Below are 14,766 nucleotides of genomic sequence, written 5' to 3' on the forward strand. Positions count from 1 at the left end.
CATTGCCGGAGCCAGGGGGGGATCGAGCCTGCCGTTCTCCATGCTTGCCCTCAAAATCAAGACTAAACCTGTGCGCGTTCTGGCGTTACGCTACTCAACTACACAGACACGTTTAGGATGCGGTTGCAGCAAGAACGGCAAAAATTGCAGCAAATGTCGAAACGACCGATTCACCATGGCCTGCCGCCTTCGTTCGCGGCGGTTCCGTCAGCGGTACGACCGTTGCGCATTGCGGTGGTGACCAGCCGACCGCCGCTGCCGATGCTGCGCGCGGACCAGATGGCCGTGGCCCACTGGCTCGCCTTCCTCGCGGCCCGTGGCCACCAAGTCGAGCTGTTCGCCCTGCACGACGCCCCGGTGGAGCCCGAGGCCCAGCGCTGGCTGGCCGACCACTGCGCCGCCGTCCACTGGTTCCGCCGGCCGCGCTGGCGTGCGCTTCTGGGCGCGCTCGCCGCCCTGCCCGGCAATCTGCCGCTCCAGGTCGGCCTGTTCCACGACCGCGCCCAGGCGGCTGCGGTCCAGGCCGCGGCGGAGCGGTTCGACCTGATCTATGTCTATTACATCCGCAGCGCCGAGGCGGTGCGCGGCCTGCGCGCGCCGCCGCGGGTGCTGGCGATGCAACTGTCCCAGACCCTGAACATTTCCCGCATGCTGGGCACGTTCCGCAGCCGGCGCGAACGCTGGCTCTATCGGCTGGAACTGCCGCGGGTCCGGGCCTACGAGGCGCGGGTCTGGCAACGCTTCACCCAGACCGTATTGATCGGCCCCGCCGACCGGGCGGCGGTCGAACAGGCCTGCATCGCCGCCGGGCAACCCGCCATCGACAACGCCGTGCTGATCCCCCACGGCGTCGACCTCTCCAAGCCCGCGCCGAACCCGGCCCTGCAGGAGCCGGACACGGCGCTGTTCCTGGGGGTGCTCGCCACCAACACCAATGTGGAGGCGGTGCTGTGGTTCGCGCGTGAGGTCTGGCCGTTGGTGCGGCGCGAACGGCCCGCGGCCCGCTTCCGCGTGCTGGGCCGCCGCCCACGCGCGGCCATCGAGGCGCTGGACGGCACGGACGGCATCGACATTGTCGGCGAGGTCGACGACCCCTCCCCCTGGCTGGCGCGCGCCGCCCTGGCCGTCAACCCGGTGCGCGCCGGAGCGGGGATGCAGAACAAGCTGCTGGACTATGCCGCCGCCGGCAAGGCCATCGTCGCCACCTCCATCGCCAACGAGGGCATCGGCCTGCCGCCCGGCGAAGCCGCGCTGATCGCCGACACGCCGGAGGAATTCGCCGCCGCCGTGGTGCGCCTGATGGCCGACGGCGACGAGCGCCGGCGCCTGGGCGCGGCTGCCCGCGCCTTTGTCGAGGCCGGCTGGACCTGGGAGGCTTGGTTCCTGCGCCTGGAGGCCAGCCTTTACGAAGCCGCCGGGATCGCGCCATGAGCCGCGCCGGCCGCGGGATGGATACGGCGTTGACGGCCCTGTTCCTGCTGGGCTTCTACCTGCATGCCGATCTGGTGTTGAGCGACGGCGTCAAAGTGCCGGCGGTCGGTGCGCTGGCGGGCGGCGGGGGATTGCTGGCGCTGCATCTGGGCCGCCTGCGCCATGGCGACCTGCTGTTCGCCGGCGCGTGGATCATCCTTGCCGCCGCCTCGCTGTTGCTGAACCCGGCGCTGTGGGCGCCCGGCCTGTGGGCGACGTTCGGCTCGGAATTCGCCACCAGCTTTCTCGTGTTCCTCGCCAGCCTCGCCATGGCCCTGGGCGTGCTCGCCGGCCTGCGCCGGCGCTCCGCCGCCGGTCTGGCGCGGCTGGCGCTCGCGGCACTGCTGGCGATCCTGGCCGGCGCCGCGGCCGAGCGCTGGCTGGGCCTGGGCGCCGTGTCGGACGCGGTGCGCACCGCGCTCTACCCGGAGGCCATCACCTATGCAGCCGACACGCGCGACCGGCTGCTCTATGGCGGCGTGCGGCCGAAACTGTTCGCCAGCGAGCCCAGCCACGTCGCCAAATTCTATGTTTTGATGTTGCTGGTCTGGTACGCCACCGCCCGCAGCTCTTGGCGCGGCGCCGGCCTCTATGCCCTGCTGGCCGGCGGCGTCCTGGTGGTGCAAAGCCCGACCGTGCTGGTCGCCCTGCCCGCCGCCTGGATCGCCGACCTCTGCCGCAGCCGCGGCGCGCTGACCTGGGTGCTGGCGGCGACGGCGGCTCTGGTGCTGGCGCCACTGGCCGTGGTGGCGGGTGAGGCGCTGTTCGCGGGGCGGCTCGACCACATCCTCACCGGCCAGGACACCAGCTATCTGATCCGCATCGTCCTGCCGTTCGAGGTGCTGGGTCGGGTCTGGAGCGACTACCCGCTGTTCGGCCTGGGCTTCGGCGCCAAGGAAAGCGGCCTGCCCTATGCCATCGCCGCCGCGCAGCATCTGGGCCTGGACACCGGCACGCTGATTGCCACCACCTCGCCGCTGGGCAACAACGGCCTCGCCATCGGCCTGATCCAGCTGGGAGTCGTCGGCAGTCTGGCCTTCGCGGCGAGCCTTATGGCGTTCTGGCGCTATGCCTGCGGCGGTCACTGGCCGTTCGCCGCCGCCGGCATGCTGGGCTATTTGCTGCTGATCGGCGGCATCAACGACCCGCGCTTCTGGGGCGGCCTCGCCCTGCTCACCGCCGCCGGGGCGGTGGCGGAGCGGGCAGCGACCGCCAGGCTCACCCCACCGCCGCGTCGGTCATGATTTCCGGCTTGATCTTCAGGCCGTGCCCCGGCGTCTCCGGCGCGGTGACCATGCCGTTCACCGCCTGGGGCGCATCGACGAACATGCCGTCCATCAGGCCCATATCCTCCAGAATCTCCGCGTTCGGGATCGAGGCGCAGAGATGGATCATCAGTTCCGGATAGAGGTGCGGCGCGATCTTCAGGCCCCAGGTGTCGGCGATCACCGCGATCTTGCGCAACTCCGTCAGGCCGCCGCGCACCACGTCCGGTTGCAGGATCGGGCAGCACGGGTCCTCGAAAAACGGTTGCAGGTCATAACGGGTGAAATGGCTCTCGCCACCGACGACGCGGGTGTGGGTCAGCGCGCGGGCGATGCGGCGATAGCCGGCGAAGTCCATCGGGATCACCGGCTCTTCCAGCCAGTAAATGCCGTGCTCCTCCAGCTTGTGGCCCATGACGATGGCCTTGTCGGCCGTCCAGGCCATGTTGACGTCGACCATGATGTCAATCTCGTCGCCGACCGTGTCCCGCATCAGCGCGACATTGGCGACGTCCTCGGCGTCGGTCCAGATATGGCCGACCTGCATCTTGATCGCCTTGAAGCCCTGGGAGACGAAGCGTGCGCCCTTCTCGGCCATGCCCTCGCCGCCCATGCCGCGCCAGCAGCCGGAGCCATAGGCCGGCACCTGGCTGCGCACATGGCCCCAAAGCCGGTGCAACGGCAGGCCGGCCGCCTGGCCGACAATGTCCCACAGCGCCACGTCGATGGCGCTGATGGCGTAGAGATTGACCCCCATGCGGCCGTCGGCGATCGAGCCCATATACATCTCGCGCCAAAGCCCCTCCACCTCGGTCGCGTCGCGGCCGATGATGTGGGGCAGGTACTGCTCTTCCAGGCACGCCTTCACGGTGCGGAAGCCGTCGCGCAGGAACAACTGGTAGCCGACGCCCACATGGCCGGCCTTGGTCTCGATCTCCACAACCAGCACTTCGCGGTCGCGGGTGAAATTGGCGGAGAGCTTCGGCTGCTCGACGAAGGGCAGGCGCAGCAGCGTGACCTTGGCGCTGGCGATGGTGGTGTCGGGGCGAGACATGGGCGCGTTCCCTGTTGGCGGTTCGGTTGAACGCAACTCTAGGACAAAGCCGCCGCCTCACTCCACCGGTATCGGCAGGCCGTGGTCGCTTTTGATCTCCTCCATCGACAGCGTGGAGGTCACGCTGAAGATTTTCACGTGCCGGATCAGCGACTGGTAGAAATCGTCATAGGCCCGGGCGTTCGGCACCCGCACCTTCAGGATATAGTCGACCTCGCCCGCCAGCCGGTGCGCCTCGATCACCGACGGCGCGTTCTGCACCGCCTCCAGAAACCGTTGCAGCCAGCCGGCGTCATGCTCCGCCGTGCGGATGAAGACAAAGAAACACACGCTGAGCCCGACCGACTCCGGATCGACCACGGCGACCTGGCGCTTGATGACGCCGCGCTCGCGCAGGCGCTTGATCCGGTTCCAGACCGGCGTGCGCGACGAGCCCACCAGTTGCGCGAGTTCATCCAGCGGCCGCGTTGCGTCCTCCTGCAAGGCGGCGAGAATTTTCCGGTCGAGTTCGTCCAACGTGACAGCCATTTTGAGAATCCCGAGGCCATGGCGAATTCATTCCCTGATAGCCAATTCAATCGGTACTGTCTCCCTATTTTTTAGAATTTTCAGCGGAAAAGTGGAAAATTTTCCCCGTTTGCGGCATAACCTCTCCAGTGCCAACCCAGCACACTCACACCGTGTGTGGAGGAGACTGTTGCATGCGGCATCTGCCGATATCCCTCGATCTGCGTGGCAAGACCGTGATCGTCGCCGGTGGCGGCGAAGCGGCGCTGGCCAAGCTGCGCCTGTTGCTCAAGACCGAAGCCCGCATCGTCGTCTTTGCCGACGACGCCCTGCCGGAGATGGAGCGCTGTGCGGCCGAGGGGCGAATGCGGCTCTACCGCCGGCCGGTGGCCGCCGCCGATCTGGTCGGCGCGACCCTGGTCTATGCCGCCGGCACGGACCCCTCGGAACAGGACCGGGTCGTCGATCTGGGCCGGGCTGCCGGCGCGCTCTGCAACGCCGTGGACAGCCGCGAGTCCAGCGATTTCCTCACCCCCGCCCTGGTCGACCGCGATCCGGTCACCGTCGCCATCGCCACCGAGGGCAGCGCCCCGGTGCTGGCACGGCGGATCAAGGCGGACCTGGAAGCGACGCTGGATGGCGACCTGGGCCCGCTCGCGCGCATTGCCGAGGAGTTCCGTCCGCAGGCGGCACGGCTGCCGCGCGGCATGCCGCGGCGGCGCTTCTGGTCCCGCTTTTTCGACCGTGTCGGCCCGCAGGCCCTCCGCGACGGCGGTGAGCCGGCCGCGCGCGCGGCGCTCGCCGCCCTGGCGGCCGAGGCCGGACGGGAACGGCGCCGCCCGGTTTCGTCCATCTGGTCGGCGCCGGCCCCGGCGACCCGTCGCTCCTGACCCAGAAGGCGCGGGCGCTGCTGCACGAGGCCGACGTGGTCATTCACGACCGCCTGGTCTCGCCCGCGGTGCTGGAACTGGCGCGGCGCGAGGCCCGGCTGATCGCGGTCGGCAAGACGCCCGGCGGGCCGAGCTGGCAGCAAAAGGACATCAATGCCCGCCTGGTGGCGGAGGCCACGGCCGGCTTCCAGGTGGTGCGCCTCAAATCCGGCGACCCCGGCGTCTATGGCCGGCTCGACGAGGAGATGGAGGCGCTGGAGGACGCCGGCATCGGCTATGCCGTCGTCCCCGGCATCACCGCGGCGACGGCGGCGGCAGCGGCGGCGAAGGTCTCGCTGACCCGGCGCGGCCGCAACGGCTCGCTGCGCTTCCTGACCGGCCAGGACGTGAACGGCTTTGCCGAGCACGACTGGCGCTCGCTCGCCAAGCCCGGCGCGGCCGCGGCGATCTATATGGGCGTGCGCGCCGCGCCGTTCCTGCAAGGGCGGTTGCTGATGGTCGGCACCGATCCCGGCACGCCGATGAGCGTGGTCGAGAACGCCTCGCGCTCCGACCAGACCATCGTCGCCACCACCCTTGCCAACCTGACGGCCGACATGACGGCCGCCGGGATTGAGGGCCCGGCCGTGCTGTTCCTCGGCATCGCCCCCCGCTCGTCTGTGGCAGAGGACTTGGCCGCCCCATGGCCAGCCGCCGCGGGAGGCTTGTCATGAGCGACGCCCCCACCCGACAGGCGGTGACCGCAAACGACCTGCTGAGCGGCGACGTGGTCTATCTGACCGCCCGCCTCCACTGGTCGCGCAGCCTGGGCGACGCCGCCCTTGCCGACAGCGATGCCGAAGCCGACTGCCTGCTCGCCGCCGCCAAGGCGCAGCCGGCACACGCGGTGGAGCCCTATCTGATCGCCGTTCGATGTCCCACGGATGGGAGAGCGCAACCGGTCCACTATCGCGAGCGCATTCGCACGCTCGGCCCCTCGCATCGCACCGATCTCGGCCCACAAGCCACAAAGCCGGCCATTCGCCGGCAGGCCACAACGCCGGCCGTGCGCCGGCAGGACACCGACCATGTACCGTTATGACGAATTCGACGACCGCTATGTCCGCAACCGTGTGAACCAGTTCCGCGGCCAGGTGCAGCGCCGCCTCTCCGGCGCGCTGACCGAGGACGAGTTCAAGCCGCTGCGCCTGCAAAACGGCCTCTATCTGCAATTGCACGCCTACATGCTGCGGGTCGCCATTCCCTATGGCACGCTGAACCCGCGCCAAATGCGCCAGCTCGCCTGGATTGCCGAGCGCTGGGACAAGGGCTACGGCCACTTCACCACGCGCCAGAACATCCAGTTCAACTGGCCGAAGCTCGCCGACGTTCCGGCCATTCTGGAAGCGCTGGCCGATGTCGGCATGCACGCGATCCAGACCTCCGGCAACTGCATCCGCAATGTCACCGCCGATCATTTCGCCGGTGCCGCCGCGGACGAAATCGAGGACCCGCGGCCGACGGCGGAGATCATCCGGCAATGGTCCAGCGGCCACCCGGAATTCGCCTTCCTGCCGCGCAAGTTCAAGATCGCCGTCACCGGCTCGCCCAATGACCGGGCGGTGACCAAGGCGCACGATATCGGCCTGCGCATGGTGCGGAGCGCCGGCGGCGAGGTGGGCTTCGAGGTGATTGTCGGCGGCGGCCTCGGCCGCACGCCGATGGTCGGCAAGGTCATCCGCGAATTCCTGCCGAAGGCGCAATTGCTGCCCTATCTGGAAGCGATCCTGCGCGTCTACAACCTGCACGGCCGCCGGGACAACAAGTACAAGGCCCGCGTCAAAATCCTGGTGCACGAGGCCAAGCTGGAGACCGTCCGCGCCGAGGTGGAGGCGGAGTTCCAACGCCTGCTCGCTGGCGGGGACGGCCCGACCCTGGCGCTGAAACCGGAGGAAATCGCGCGCATCCGGTCCTATTTCGCGCCGCCCGCCTTCGACGACCTGCCGGACGTGGACGACGACCTGGACGCGGCCCTGGCCGCCGACAGCGCCTTCCGCGACTGGGTCGCGACCAATGTCAGCGGCCACCGCCAGCCCGGCTACCGCATCGTCACGGTCTCGCTGAAGCCCATCGGCCAGGCGCCGGGCGATGCCAGCGCCGAGCAGATGCGGGCGCTGGCCGACATCGCCGAACGCTACAGCCTCGACGAATTGCGGGTCAGCCACGAACAGAACATCGTCCTGCCCCATGTCCGCGCCGCCGACCTGCCGGAGGTGTTCGCCTGCCTGCAACAGGCCGACCTCGCCACCGCCAATGTCGGCCTGGTGACCGACATCATCGCCTGCCCGGGCATGGACTATTGCGCCCTGGCCACGGCCCGCTCGATCCCGGTCGCCCAGGCGATCTCGCAACACTTTGCCGAGCCGGCGGACGCGAAGGATATCGGCCGGCTCCAGATCAAGATTTCCGGCTGCATCAATGCCTGCGGCCACCACCATGTCGGCCATATCGGCATTCTGGGATTGGAGAAAGCGGGAATGGAAAGCTACCAGATCACCCTCGGCGGCGACGCGACCGAGACCACGACCATCGGCGAGCGCGCCGGCCCCGGCTTCGCCTTCGAGGAGGTGGTGCCCGCCATCGACCGGCTGCTGACCGCCTATCGCGCACTGCGTCAGAGCCCGGAGGAAACCTTCCTCCAGGCCTATCGCCGGCTGGGCGCCGCGCCGTTCAAGGCCGCGCTCTATCCCGAACCGGCCCGGACCGCGAATTTACCGACCGCGAATCCACCGGCGGCCAAGCCGCGCGCCACGCCGCCGGCGCCCATCGTCGCCGCGCCCGGCGAATTCGTCTTCTACCATTTCTGAGAGGCCCCACTCATGCCTGTCGTTACCGATACCGGCTTCGTCACCGATCCCACCGCCCTGGTGTCGCTCTCCGCCCTGGAAAGCGGCGGCGGCGAGCCGGGACACGGGGTGGAGGTCGCGAACACCATCGATGCCCGCGACCTCGCCCCGCATTTCGAAGCGGTCGACCTGATCGCCGTCGCCTTCCCCAGCTTTGCCGACGGGCGCGGTTTCTCGCTCGCCCGGCGCCTCCGGGCGCTCGGCTATCGCGGCCGGTTGCGGGCCAAGGGCCATGTGATCGCCGACCAGTACCCGCTCGCCCGCGCCTGCGGCTTCGACGAGGTGGAGATCGACGAGACCCTGGCCCAGCGCCAGCCGGAAGAGCACTGGCTGGCCGTCGCCGCCGTACGGGGCCACGCGCTGCAAGCCCGTCGCTAACCCCCCGTGCATCGCGCGCCCGCCGACGGGCTCGCCTCCCGCCGGGTGGCGGGCGCGCGACATTCCCCCTGGCACACCGGCCTTGCCCGCCCTAAAGTTCGGAGCAATTCCGCTCTAGCGAGGCAACGCCGATGAGACTCTGCTATTTCGACGATTTCCGCCTGGGCGCCGTAAAGGGCGACCGCGTCGTGGACATCACCAGCCTGGTGACCCACCTGCCCCATCGCGACAATCGCGACCTGATCGTCTGCCTGATTGAGAATTTCGACGCCCTGAAGGGCAAGATCGAGGACGCGCTCGCCACCATCGAGGGCACGCCGCTCGCCCAGGTGCGGCTGCGCCCGCCGGTGCCGATGCCGCAGAAAATCGACTGCATGGCCGTGAACTACATGGAAAACGGCCTGCTGGAGAAAGCCGCCCCGATCAACGGCTTCCACAAAACCCCGGCCTCGCTGATCGGCCACGGCGACACCATGGCCCTGCCCGATGCGCCGGCCGGCATTTTCGAGGGCGAGGCGGAACTGGCGCTGGTGATCGGCAAGCGGGCGACCAATGTCTCCCAGGCCGACGCCATGAGCCACGTCTTCGGCTACATGAACTTCATCGACGGCTCGGCCCGCGACCTGCCGCCGCCCGGAAACGTGTTCTTCCAGGCGAAAAGCCGGGATACGTTCGCGCCCACCGGCCCGTTCCTGGTCACCGCCGACGAGATCGCCGACCCGCACGCGCTGCCGGTGAAACTGACCGTCAACGGCCAGGTCATGCAGGATTTCAACACCGACGACATGGCCAACAAAATCCCGCGCTGCATCGAATGGCTGTCGTCGATCCACACGCTGGAGCCGGGCGACATCGTTGCCACCGGCACCAACCACCAGGGCCTGAACCCGTTCCAGGACGGCGACACCGTCACCCTGGAAGTCGGGCCGCTCGGCAAGCTGGAATTTACCGTCTCCGACCCGCTGAAGCGCACCTGGGCCCGCGTCACCCGCGCCGGCCACCGCAAGTCCGGCGAGCCCGGCAACTACACCCCGCAGCTTTCGGGCAAATACGCGAAATAGCCCGGCGGAGACCGCCCATGACCCAGATCGCTCCCGAGCATAAAATCGCCTCCATCGAACAATTGGAGGCGATTTACGGCGAGCCCAGCGCCGGCGCCGTCGCCAAGGAAATCGACCATATTTCCGACCATTACCGGGCCTTCATCGAAGCCTCGCCGTTCGTGATGATCGCCTCGGTGGCCGAGGAAGGCGTCGACTGCTCGCCGCGGGGCGACCCGAAGGGCCAGTTGGTGCGCATCGTCGACCGCAAGACCGTGCTGCTGCCGGACCGCAACGGCAACAACCGGGCCGACACGCTGCGCAACATCGTCCGCGACGGCCGTTGCGCGCTGCTGTTCCTGATCCCGGGCGTGGGCGAGGCCATGCGCATCAACGGCCGGGCCGAACTCTCGGTCGATCCCGAGCTGCTGCAAAGCTTCGCAATCCACGGCAAGCTGCCGCGCTCGGTCATCGTCGTGCATGTGGAGCGGGTGTATTTCCAGTGCCCCAAGGCGCTGGTGCGCTCGCGCCTCTGGGACCCGGAAAGCCGGGTGCCGCGGTCCAGCCTGCCCACCGTCGGCCAGATGATCGCCGCACTCTCGAACGGGACGTTCGACGGCGAGGAATACGACCGGAACTATCCGGAACGCCTCGCCAAGACCATTTACTGAGCCGGCTCTGACAGCCGCCGAGGCACAATCGCGGTCGCCGGGCAGTCCAGAACCAGCCCGGCGCCGCTGCGGCGTCCTTCGGCGAGCCGCAACACGCACCCGTTGGCCCGCGCCAGTTCCGCTGCGATGGCGAGGCCGAGGCCGTTGCCCTCCGCCGCGCCCAGATCGCGGTCGAGCCGCACCTGCCGCCCCAGCACCGCGCCAAACTCCGCTTCGGAGAGACCGGGTCCGGTGTCGTGCACCTCGATCCGCACCCGCCCGCCGGCCCGGCGCACACCCAGCAGCAAACGCCCCTCTGCCGTATACTTGATCGCATTGCCGACCAGATTGCTCAGAATGCGCATCAGCGCCAGCGGCTCCACCGCCACCTGGCAGGAACTGGGCACAAAACGAAAATCCAACCCCTTGGCCTCGGCGTCCGGCCGGAACATCTCGCAGACGCTTTGCAGAATGACCGGCGTCGCCAGCGAATCCTCGCCGCCGGCCTCGCCCCCATGCCCGTCGCCTTGGCCGTGCAACCCGACGCCCGGCGCCGCGCTCAGATGCGAGGCGACCAGCCGTTCGAGATAGGCCAGCGTCGAGTCGATCCGTGACCGGCTCTCGTCCGTTTCCACCGACCCGCCCAGCACGTTGCGCACCTCCAGACGCAGCGCGTGCAGCGGCTGGCGCAGGTCGTGCACCGCATTGCTGGCCCGCTCACCCTGGGCCTGAGCCGCCGAGACGGCCAGGCTGTATTGCTCCTCCAGCTCCGCCAGGCGCCGGTTCAGCATCAGATTGCGTTGCGCCTGGTGCAGGCTGGCCTGCAACGCCTGCTGCCGCGACTGCCGCAACTGGTTGTAGCGGTCGGCGATGGCCAGCCCCATCATGGTCGCGTCGAACACCATGACCATGCGCATGGAATCGAACTGCACGTCCTGGGAAATCTCCAGGCCCAGCCAGTGGCGCATGGTCATGATCGCCGCCGACAGCACCGCGCCCAGCCAGGCCAGAACATAGAACCGCACCTCGCGGAACCGGGTGCGCGCCGCCACCAGACCCGAGGCCAGGAACAAGAGGGTGGCGGAAAACGCCACCAGCACCAGCAGCTTTTTCAGGACTTGCAGGTCGCCGATGAAACAGGCGACGTCGATCCCCAGCGTCACCAGGACCATGCCCACCAACAACCGGTCGAGCCACGGATGCAGCCGGGCGGTTTGCAGGAACACCCGTGCATACAGCGTGCCGGCGATGATAATCGCCGATCCGGTCACGACCGAGGCGACGCCGTTGAAATGGGGTGCTGCCGGCCAGAGATACTGGAAGGCGACGCCATCGGCGTGCATCAGGAACAGCAGCGAGCTGCCGGCATAGGCCGCATAGGCCAGAAAGATCGGATGCCGGAACACCGGCAACGCCCCCAACGCGATGATGATCAGCAGCAGGGTCATGCCGTAATAGACGAAATTCTTCGCCGTGCGCGCCGCGGCGATGGCGGCGAAGCTGTCGGCCGTTTCCACCGAAAACGCCAGGGACGAGGAGCCGCCGGACCAGAACCGGACATAAATCGCCGCCGCCTCTCCCGGCTCCAGCACGAAGGGCGCCACCAGTTCGGGAAACGGCACCGGCCGGCTGGCGAAGCCATGCTCCATGTCCTGCGACAGGACATGGGCGATGCGGCCGTCCTCATGGACCACGAACACGTCGAACAGTTGCTTGAAATTCTCGCGGAAATGAATGCGCCAGTCCCGCTGGCCGGCGGTGGCGTTCTCCACCCGCAACCGCAGCCAGATCCGCGCCTTGGTATAGCCGAAATCCGGCACCTGTTCCGTGACGGGTTGCATCCGTCCTGCGGCAGCACCGGTCAGGTCGGCCAGGGTCAGCGACCAGTCCGGGTCCAGCGCATAGGCGATATGCCCCTGCAACTCCGCCGTCGACGCCGGACCATGCAACCTTAGGACGAAATCGCCTCCATTCGCGTAACATATTGCCGGAAAAACAACAAATCCGTATATTAATCCAATCCATATGAATCGCAGCAAAGCCAATCGAACGAGAGCCGAAGCAGAGGTAGCCGCTCCGTGCCGAAATCCATCGTGATTGTCGACGACCATGCATTCTTCGCTGCCGGCATCGCCAGAGCGCTGTCCGCGGAACCGGATTTGCGCGTCGTCGGCACGGCTGCCAACGGCATCGAGGCGATTGCGCTGATCAAGCGTCTGCAACCGGATTGTGTCGTCCTCGACCTCGCCATGGCCGGCGCCAACGGCGTCGAGACCTTTCACGAGGCCCGCCGCTGGTCTCCGTCGACGCGCTTTGCCATCCTCACCGCCAATGCCAGCGCGCCGGTGCTGCGCGACCTGATCGCCGCCGGCGTTGCCGGCGTGTTCCTGAAAACCGGCGCGCCGGAGGCGCTCTGCGACGGCATCCGCCGCATCGCAGTCCAGGGCGTCCACATCGTGTCGCCCGAAGCCCGGGCGATCCTCGACGCCCATCGCGCGGCCGAGACCCTGACCGGCCGGGAAATCGAGGTGCTGCACGCCATCGCCCGCGGCCTCTCCAACACGCTGATCGCCCAGCGGCTGGGCGTCAGCGCCAAGACCGTGGACAGCCACCGCACCAATCTCATGCGAAAAATGGGCGTCCATTCAACCGCGACCCTGCTGGTGCGCGCCATGCGGGACGGTCTGCTGGACGCCTCCCTGCCGGATTGAGCCCCGGTTCCGCGCCGCCTCGCGCCGCGCGGTTTCCGGCCGCTCGGTTCCGGGGACGCCTGCGGCCACCGCCCGTGCGGGCCGCCGATACCCTACCCGCATCCGACCATACATAGCGATGGAAATGGGGTGATCACCCGATACCGGGGGGCCGGCCTGGCTGACACTATTCCCATGGTTCGACCAACGCGCCGACCCCAGCAGGGTAAGGGGCTCAATCATAACAAGTCGCATCGCTCGCCCGATCCGTGGCGCCGTTCGCACCCGATTATCCGAACACCGGCCACACGCCGCAGGAGACCAGCATGACCAACTTGTGCCTGCCTTCAAGACTTGTCCGACAGGGCCTGACCTTCGCACTCATCGCTGCGGCGCCAACGGCGGCGTTCGCGTTAGAACGCAGTTTCGACGTAAATTTTCAGCAAACCGGCATCCCGATCTTCGATCCGACCCAGGTCGCGCCCGAGTTTCAGGCGGTGCTGGGCAAGGTGCCCCTGGGGCCCGATCTCTCGGCCGGCGCCATTGTCGACGTGCCGGTGTTCGGCGAATTCGGGCTCGCCGCCAATTTCCGCGCGGGCGTGGACATCAACCTTCTGACCAAGGTCAGCGATTTCTCGCTGGGCACAACCACCGTGGACTTTCCGGTTCGGGTCACGCTCGACACGCCGACCGCCATCGAGCCCGGCCGCCCCTTCACCATCGGCTCGTCCTTCGAGGTGCTGCCCGGCGCGGGCTTCCAGTCGCAAGCCAATCAGGCCGTTCTGGACATCGGCGCCCAGGTCGGCCTGAAAGCGGAACTGGGCCTGAAAGCGTGCGCGTTCGGCTGCTTCGTTGACGAGAAAATCCTGGACGTCAACCAACCGCTGGGCACGATTCCCCTGGTGAAGCAGACCGCGACCAGCACCGAATTCCAGATCGACATTCCCGGCTATGGCAAGCCCAGCATTGCCGGCTCCGGCGTGAACATCGACCCGGACAACACCGATGACGGACGCTCGGCCACCGATCCGGATTTCCTGATCGATTTCGCCATCGCCAACGCCACCAATATCGACGGCCGGATCGAGGCGCCGAATCTGAGCGTCCAGGGCACGCTGGAGGGCGGCAACACGCTGGTCGGCACGGGCCACGACGCCTTTACCGCCATCAATGTCAACCTGGCCGGCTTCATCCCCGGCGCCACGCTCGCCAGCCTGGGGCCGGTCGACCTGGGCGCCGGCCTGCAATTCGGCTACGACCTGTTCAGCGGCGTGCTCAGCACCCAGATGTTCCAGGACCAGCGGCTGGAGTTCACCGGCACGCCGCAAATCACCCTGGACCTGGGGCCGGAACTGGGCATCCACACCTTCGCCGCCGGCGAGAGCCTGACCCTGGACGCCCCCACCGACCCCGGCAGCCTGATCTTCGACCCCGTCATCACCCTCGACAGCCTGTTGCAGACCAGCATCGACCTGGCAGCGACCCAGGACTTTACGGTGACCGTCGGCGGCCTGTTCCTGAAATTCCCGGAAATCGTCGTCGTGCCGCCCACGGACCCGGTGATCGTCGACCCGCCCCGGTTCTGCCTGATTCCCGGTTTCACTGGCTGCATCAAATACGTGGACCCGCCGCCCTTCACCCTGGTCCCCGGCACCAACGGCGTGACCATTCCCGGCTTCCGGTTCGACGACCAGATCCTGCAATACACCTTCCGCGACCCCTATCTGGATGCCCTGCCCGGCGCGAACGCGACCGGGCTGGTCCCCGTTGCCGAATCCAGCAGCTTCTCCAGCACCCAGGCGGTCCAGTTCGCCTCGCTCAGCACCGGCCCGCTGCGCATCCGGGTTCCCGAGGCCTCGGCCCTGGCGCTGGTGGTGGTGCCCGGATTGTTGCTGGCCTGGCGCCGCCGCTCCGCACCCGCGGCTGTCGCGGCCTGA

12 protein-coding genes and 1 pseudogene are annotated in these 14,766 nt (G+C 68.0%); 10 read left to right on the forward strand and 3 right to left on the reverse strand.

From position 1 onward, the window contains the following. Window positions 1-153 precede the first annotated feature (153 nt). Window positions 154-1,431: a glycosyltransferase gene (locus H6844_15960; GenBank protein MCB9930899.1), complete on the forward strand. Its 1,278-nt coding sequence runs from the start codon at window positions 154-156 to the stop codon at window positions 1,429-1,431. Next, window positions 1,428-2,714, forward strand: a complete 1,287-nt coding sequence (locus H6844_15965) for a hypothetical protein (protein MCB9930900.1) — start codon at window positions 1,428-1,430, stop codon at window positions 2,712-2,714. The genes H6844_15960 and H6844_15965 overlap by 4 nt, the downstream gene beginning before the upstream one ends. On the opposite strand, the gene H6844_15970 is transcribed toward H6844_15965, so the two are convergent. Next, window positions 2,689-3,789 (reverse strand): mandelate racemase/muconate lactonizing enzyme family protein, encoded by a 1,101-nt coding sequence (locus H6844_15970; GenBank protein MCB9930901.1) that lies wholly within the window; start codon window positions 3,787-3,789, stop codon window positions 2,689-2,691. The two genes, H6844_15965 and H6844_15970, sit on opposite strands and share 26 nt — an antisense overlap. A 57-nt stretch (window positions 3,790-3,846) precedes the next feature. Then, window positions 3,847-4,317: an Lrp/AsnC family transcriptional regulator gene (locus H6844_15975; GenBank protein ID MCB9930902.1), complete on the reverse strand. Its 471-nt coding sequence runs from the start codon at window positions 4,315-4,317 to the stop codon at window positions 3,847-3,849. Between the two features lie 173 nt (window positions 4,318-4,490). Here H6844_15975 and cobA point away from each other — a divergent pair. From cobA to H6844_16005, 6 genes and pseudogenes are all read left to right on the forward strand, one after another. Beyond that, window positions 4,491-5,899, forward strand: a pseudogene (cobA, locus tag H6844_15980) (uroporphyrinogen-III C-methyltransferase). Beyond that, window positions 5,896-6,267 carry a DUF2849 domain-containing protein gene (locus H6844_15985; GenBank protein MCB9930903.1) on the forward strand — a complete coding sequence of 124 codons (372 nt, stop codon included), beginning with the start codon at window positions 5,896-5,898 and terminating at the stop codon, window positions 6,265-6,267. Before cobA ends, H6844_15985 begins: the two are co-directional and overlap by 4 nt. Then, on the forward strand, window positions 6,254-8,032 hold the full coding sequence (locus H6844_15990) for a nitrite/sulfite reductase (GenBank protein MCB9930904.1): 1,779 nt from the start codon (window positions 6,254-6,256) through the stop codon (window positions 8,030-8,032). Before H6844_15985 ends, H6844_15990 begins: the two co-directional genes overlap by 14 nt. Before the next feature lie 12 nt (window positions 8,033-8,044). After that, entirely contained in the window at window positions 8,045-8,449 is a 405-nt protein-coding gene (locus H6844_15995) for a DUF934 domain-containing protein (protein MCB9930905.1), read from the forward strand. 131 nt (window positions 8,450-8,580) lie between these two features. Continuing rightward, complete coding sequence (locus H6844_16000) at window positions 8,581-9,510, forward strand: fumarylacetoacetate hydrolase family protein (protein ID MCB9930906.1); 930 nt, start codon at window positions 8,581-8,583, stop codon at window positions 9,508-9,510. A gap of 17 nt (window positions 9,511-9,527) precedes the next feature. After that, on the forward strand, window positions 9,528-10,160 hold the full coding sequence (locus H6844_16005) for a pyridoxamine 5'-phosphate oxidase family protein (GenBank protein MCB9930907.1): 633 nt from the start codon (window positions 9,528-9,530) through the stop codon (window positions 10,158-10,160). Here the strand turns inward: H6844_16005 and H6844_16010 are convergent. After that, window positions 10,154-12,088, reverse strand: coding sequence for a sensor histidine kinase (locus tag H6844_16010; GenBank protein MCB9930908.1), 1,935 nt, complete (start codon window positions 12,086-12,088; stop codon window positions 10,154-10,156). The two genes, H6844_16005 and H6844_16010, sit on opposite strands and share 7 nt — an antisense overlap. 129 nt (window positions 12,089-12,217) lie before the next feature. On the opposite strand from H6844_16010, the gene H6844_16015 reads away from it, so the two are divergent. Continuing rightward, window positions 12,218-12,850, forward strand: a complete 633-nt coding sequence (locus H6844_16015) for a response regulator transcription factor (GenBank protein ID MCB9930909.1) — start codon at window positions 12,218-12,220, stop codon at window positions 12,848-12,850. A 305-nt stretch (window positions 12,851-13,155) separates the two neighbouring features. Beyond that, window positions 13,156-14,766 carry a hypothetical protein gene (locus H6844_16020; protein ID MCB9930910.1) on the forward strand — a complete coding sequence of 537 codons (1,611 nt, stop codon included), beginning with the start codon at window positions 13,156-13,158 and terminating at the stop codon, window positions 14,764-14,766.

It is taken from the genome of Alphaproteobacteria bacterium, assembly GCA_020638555.1.
Lineage (GTDB): Bacteria > Pseudomonadota > Alphaproteobacteria > Bin95 > Bin95 > JACKII01.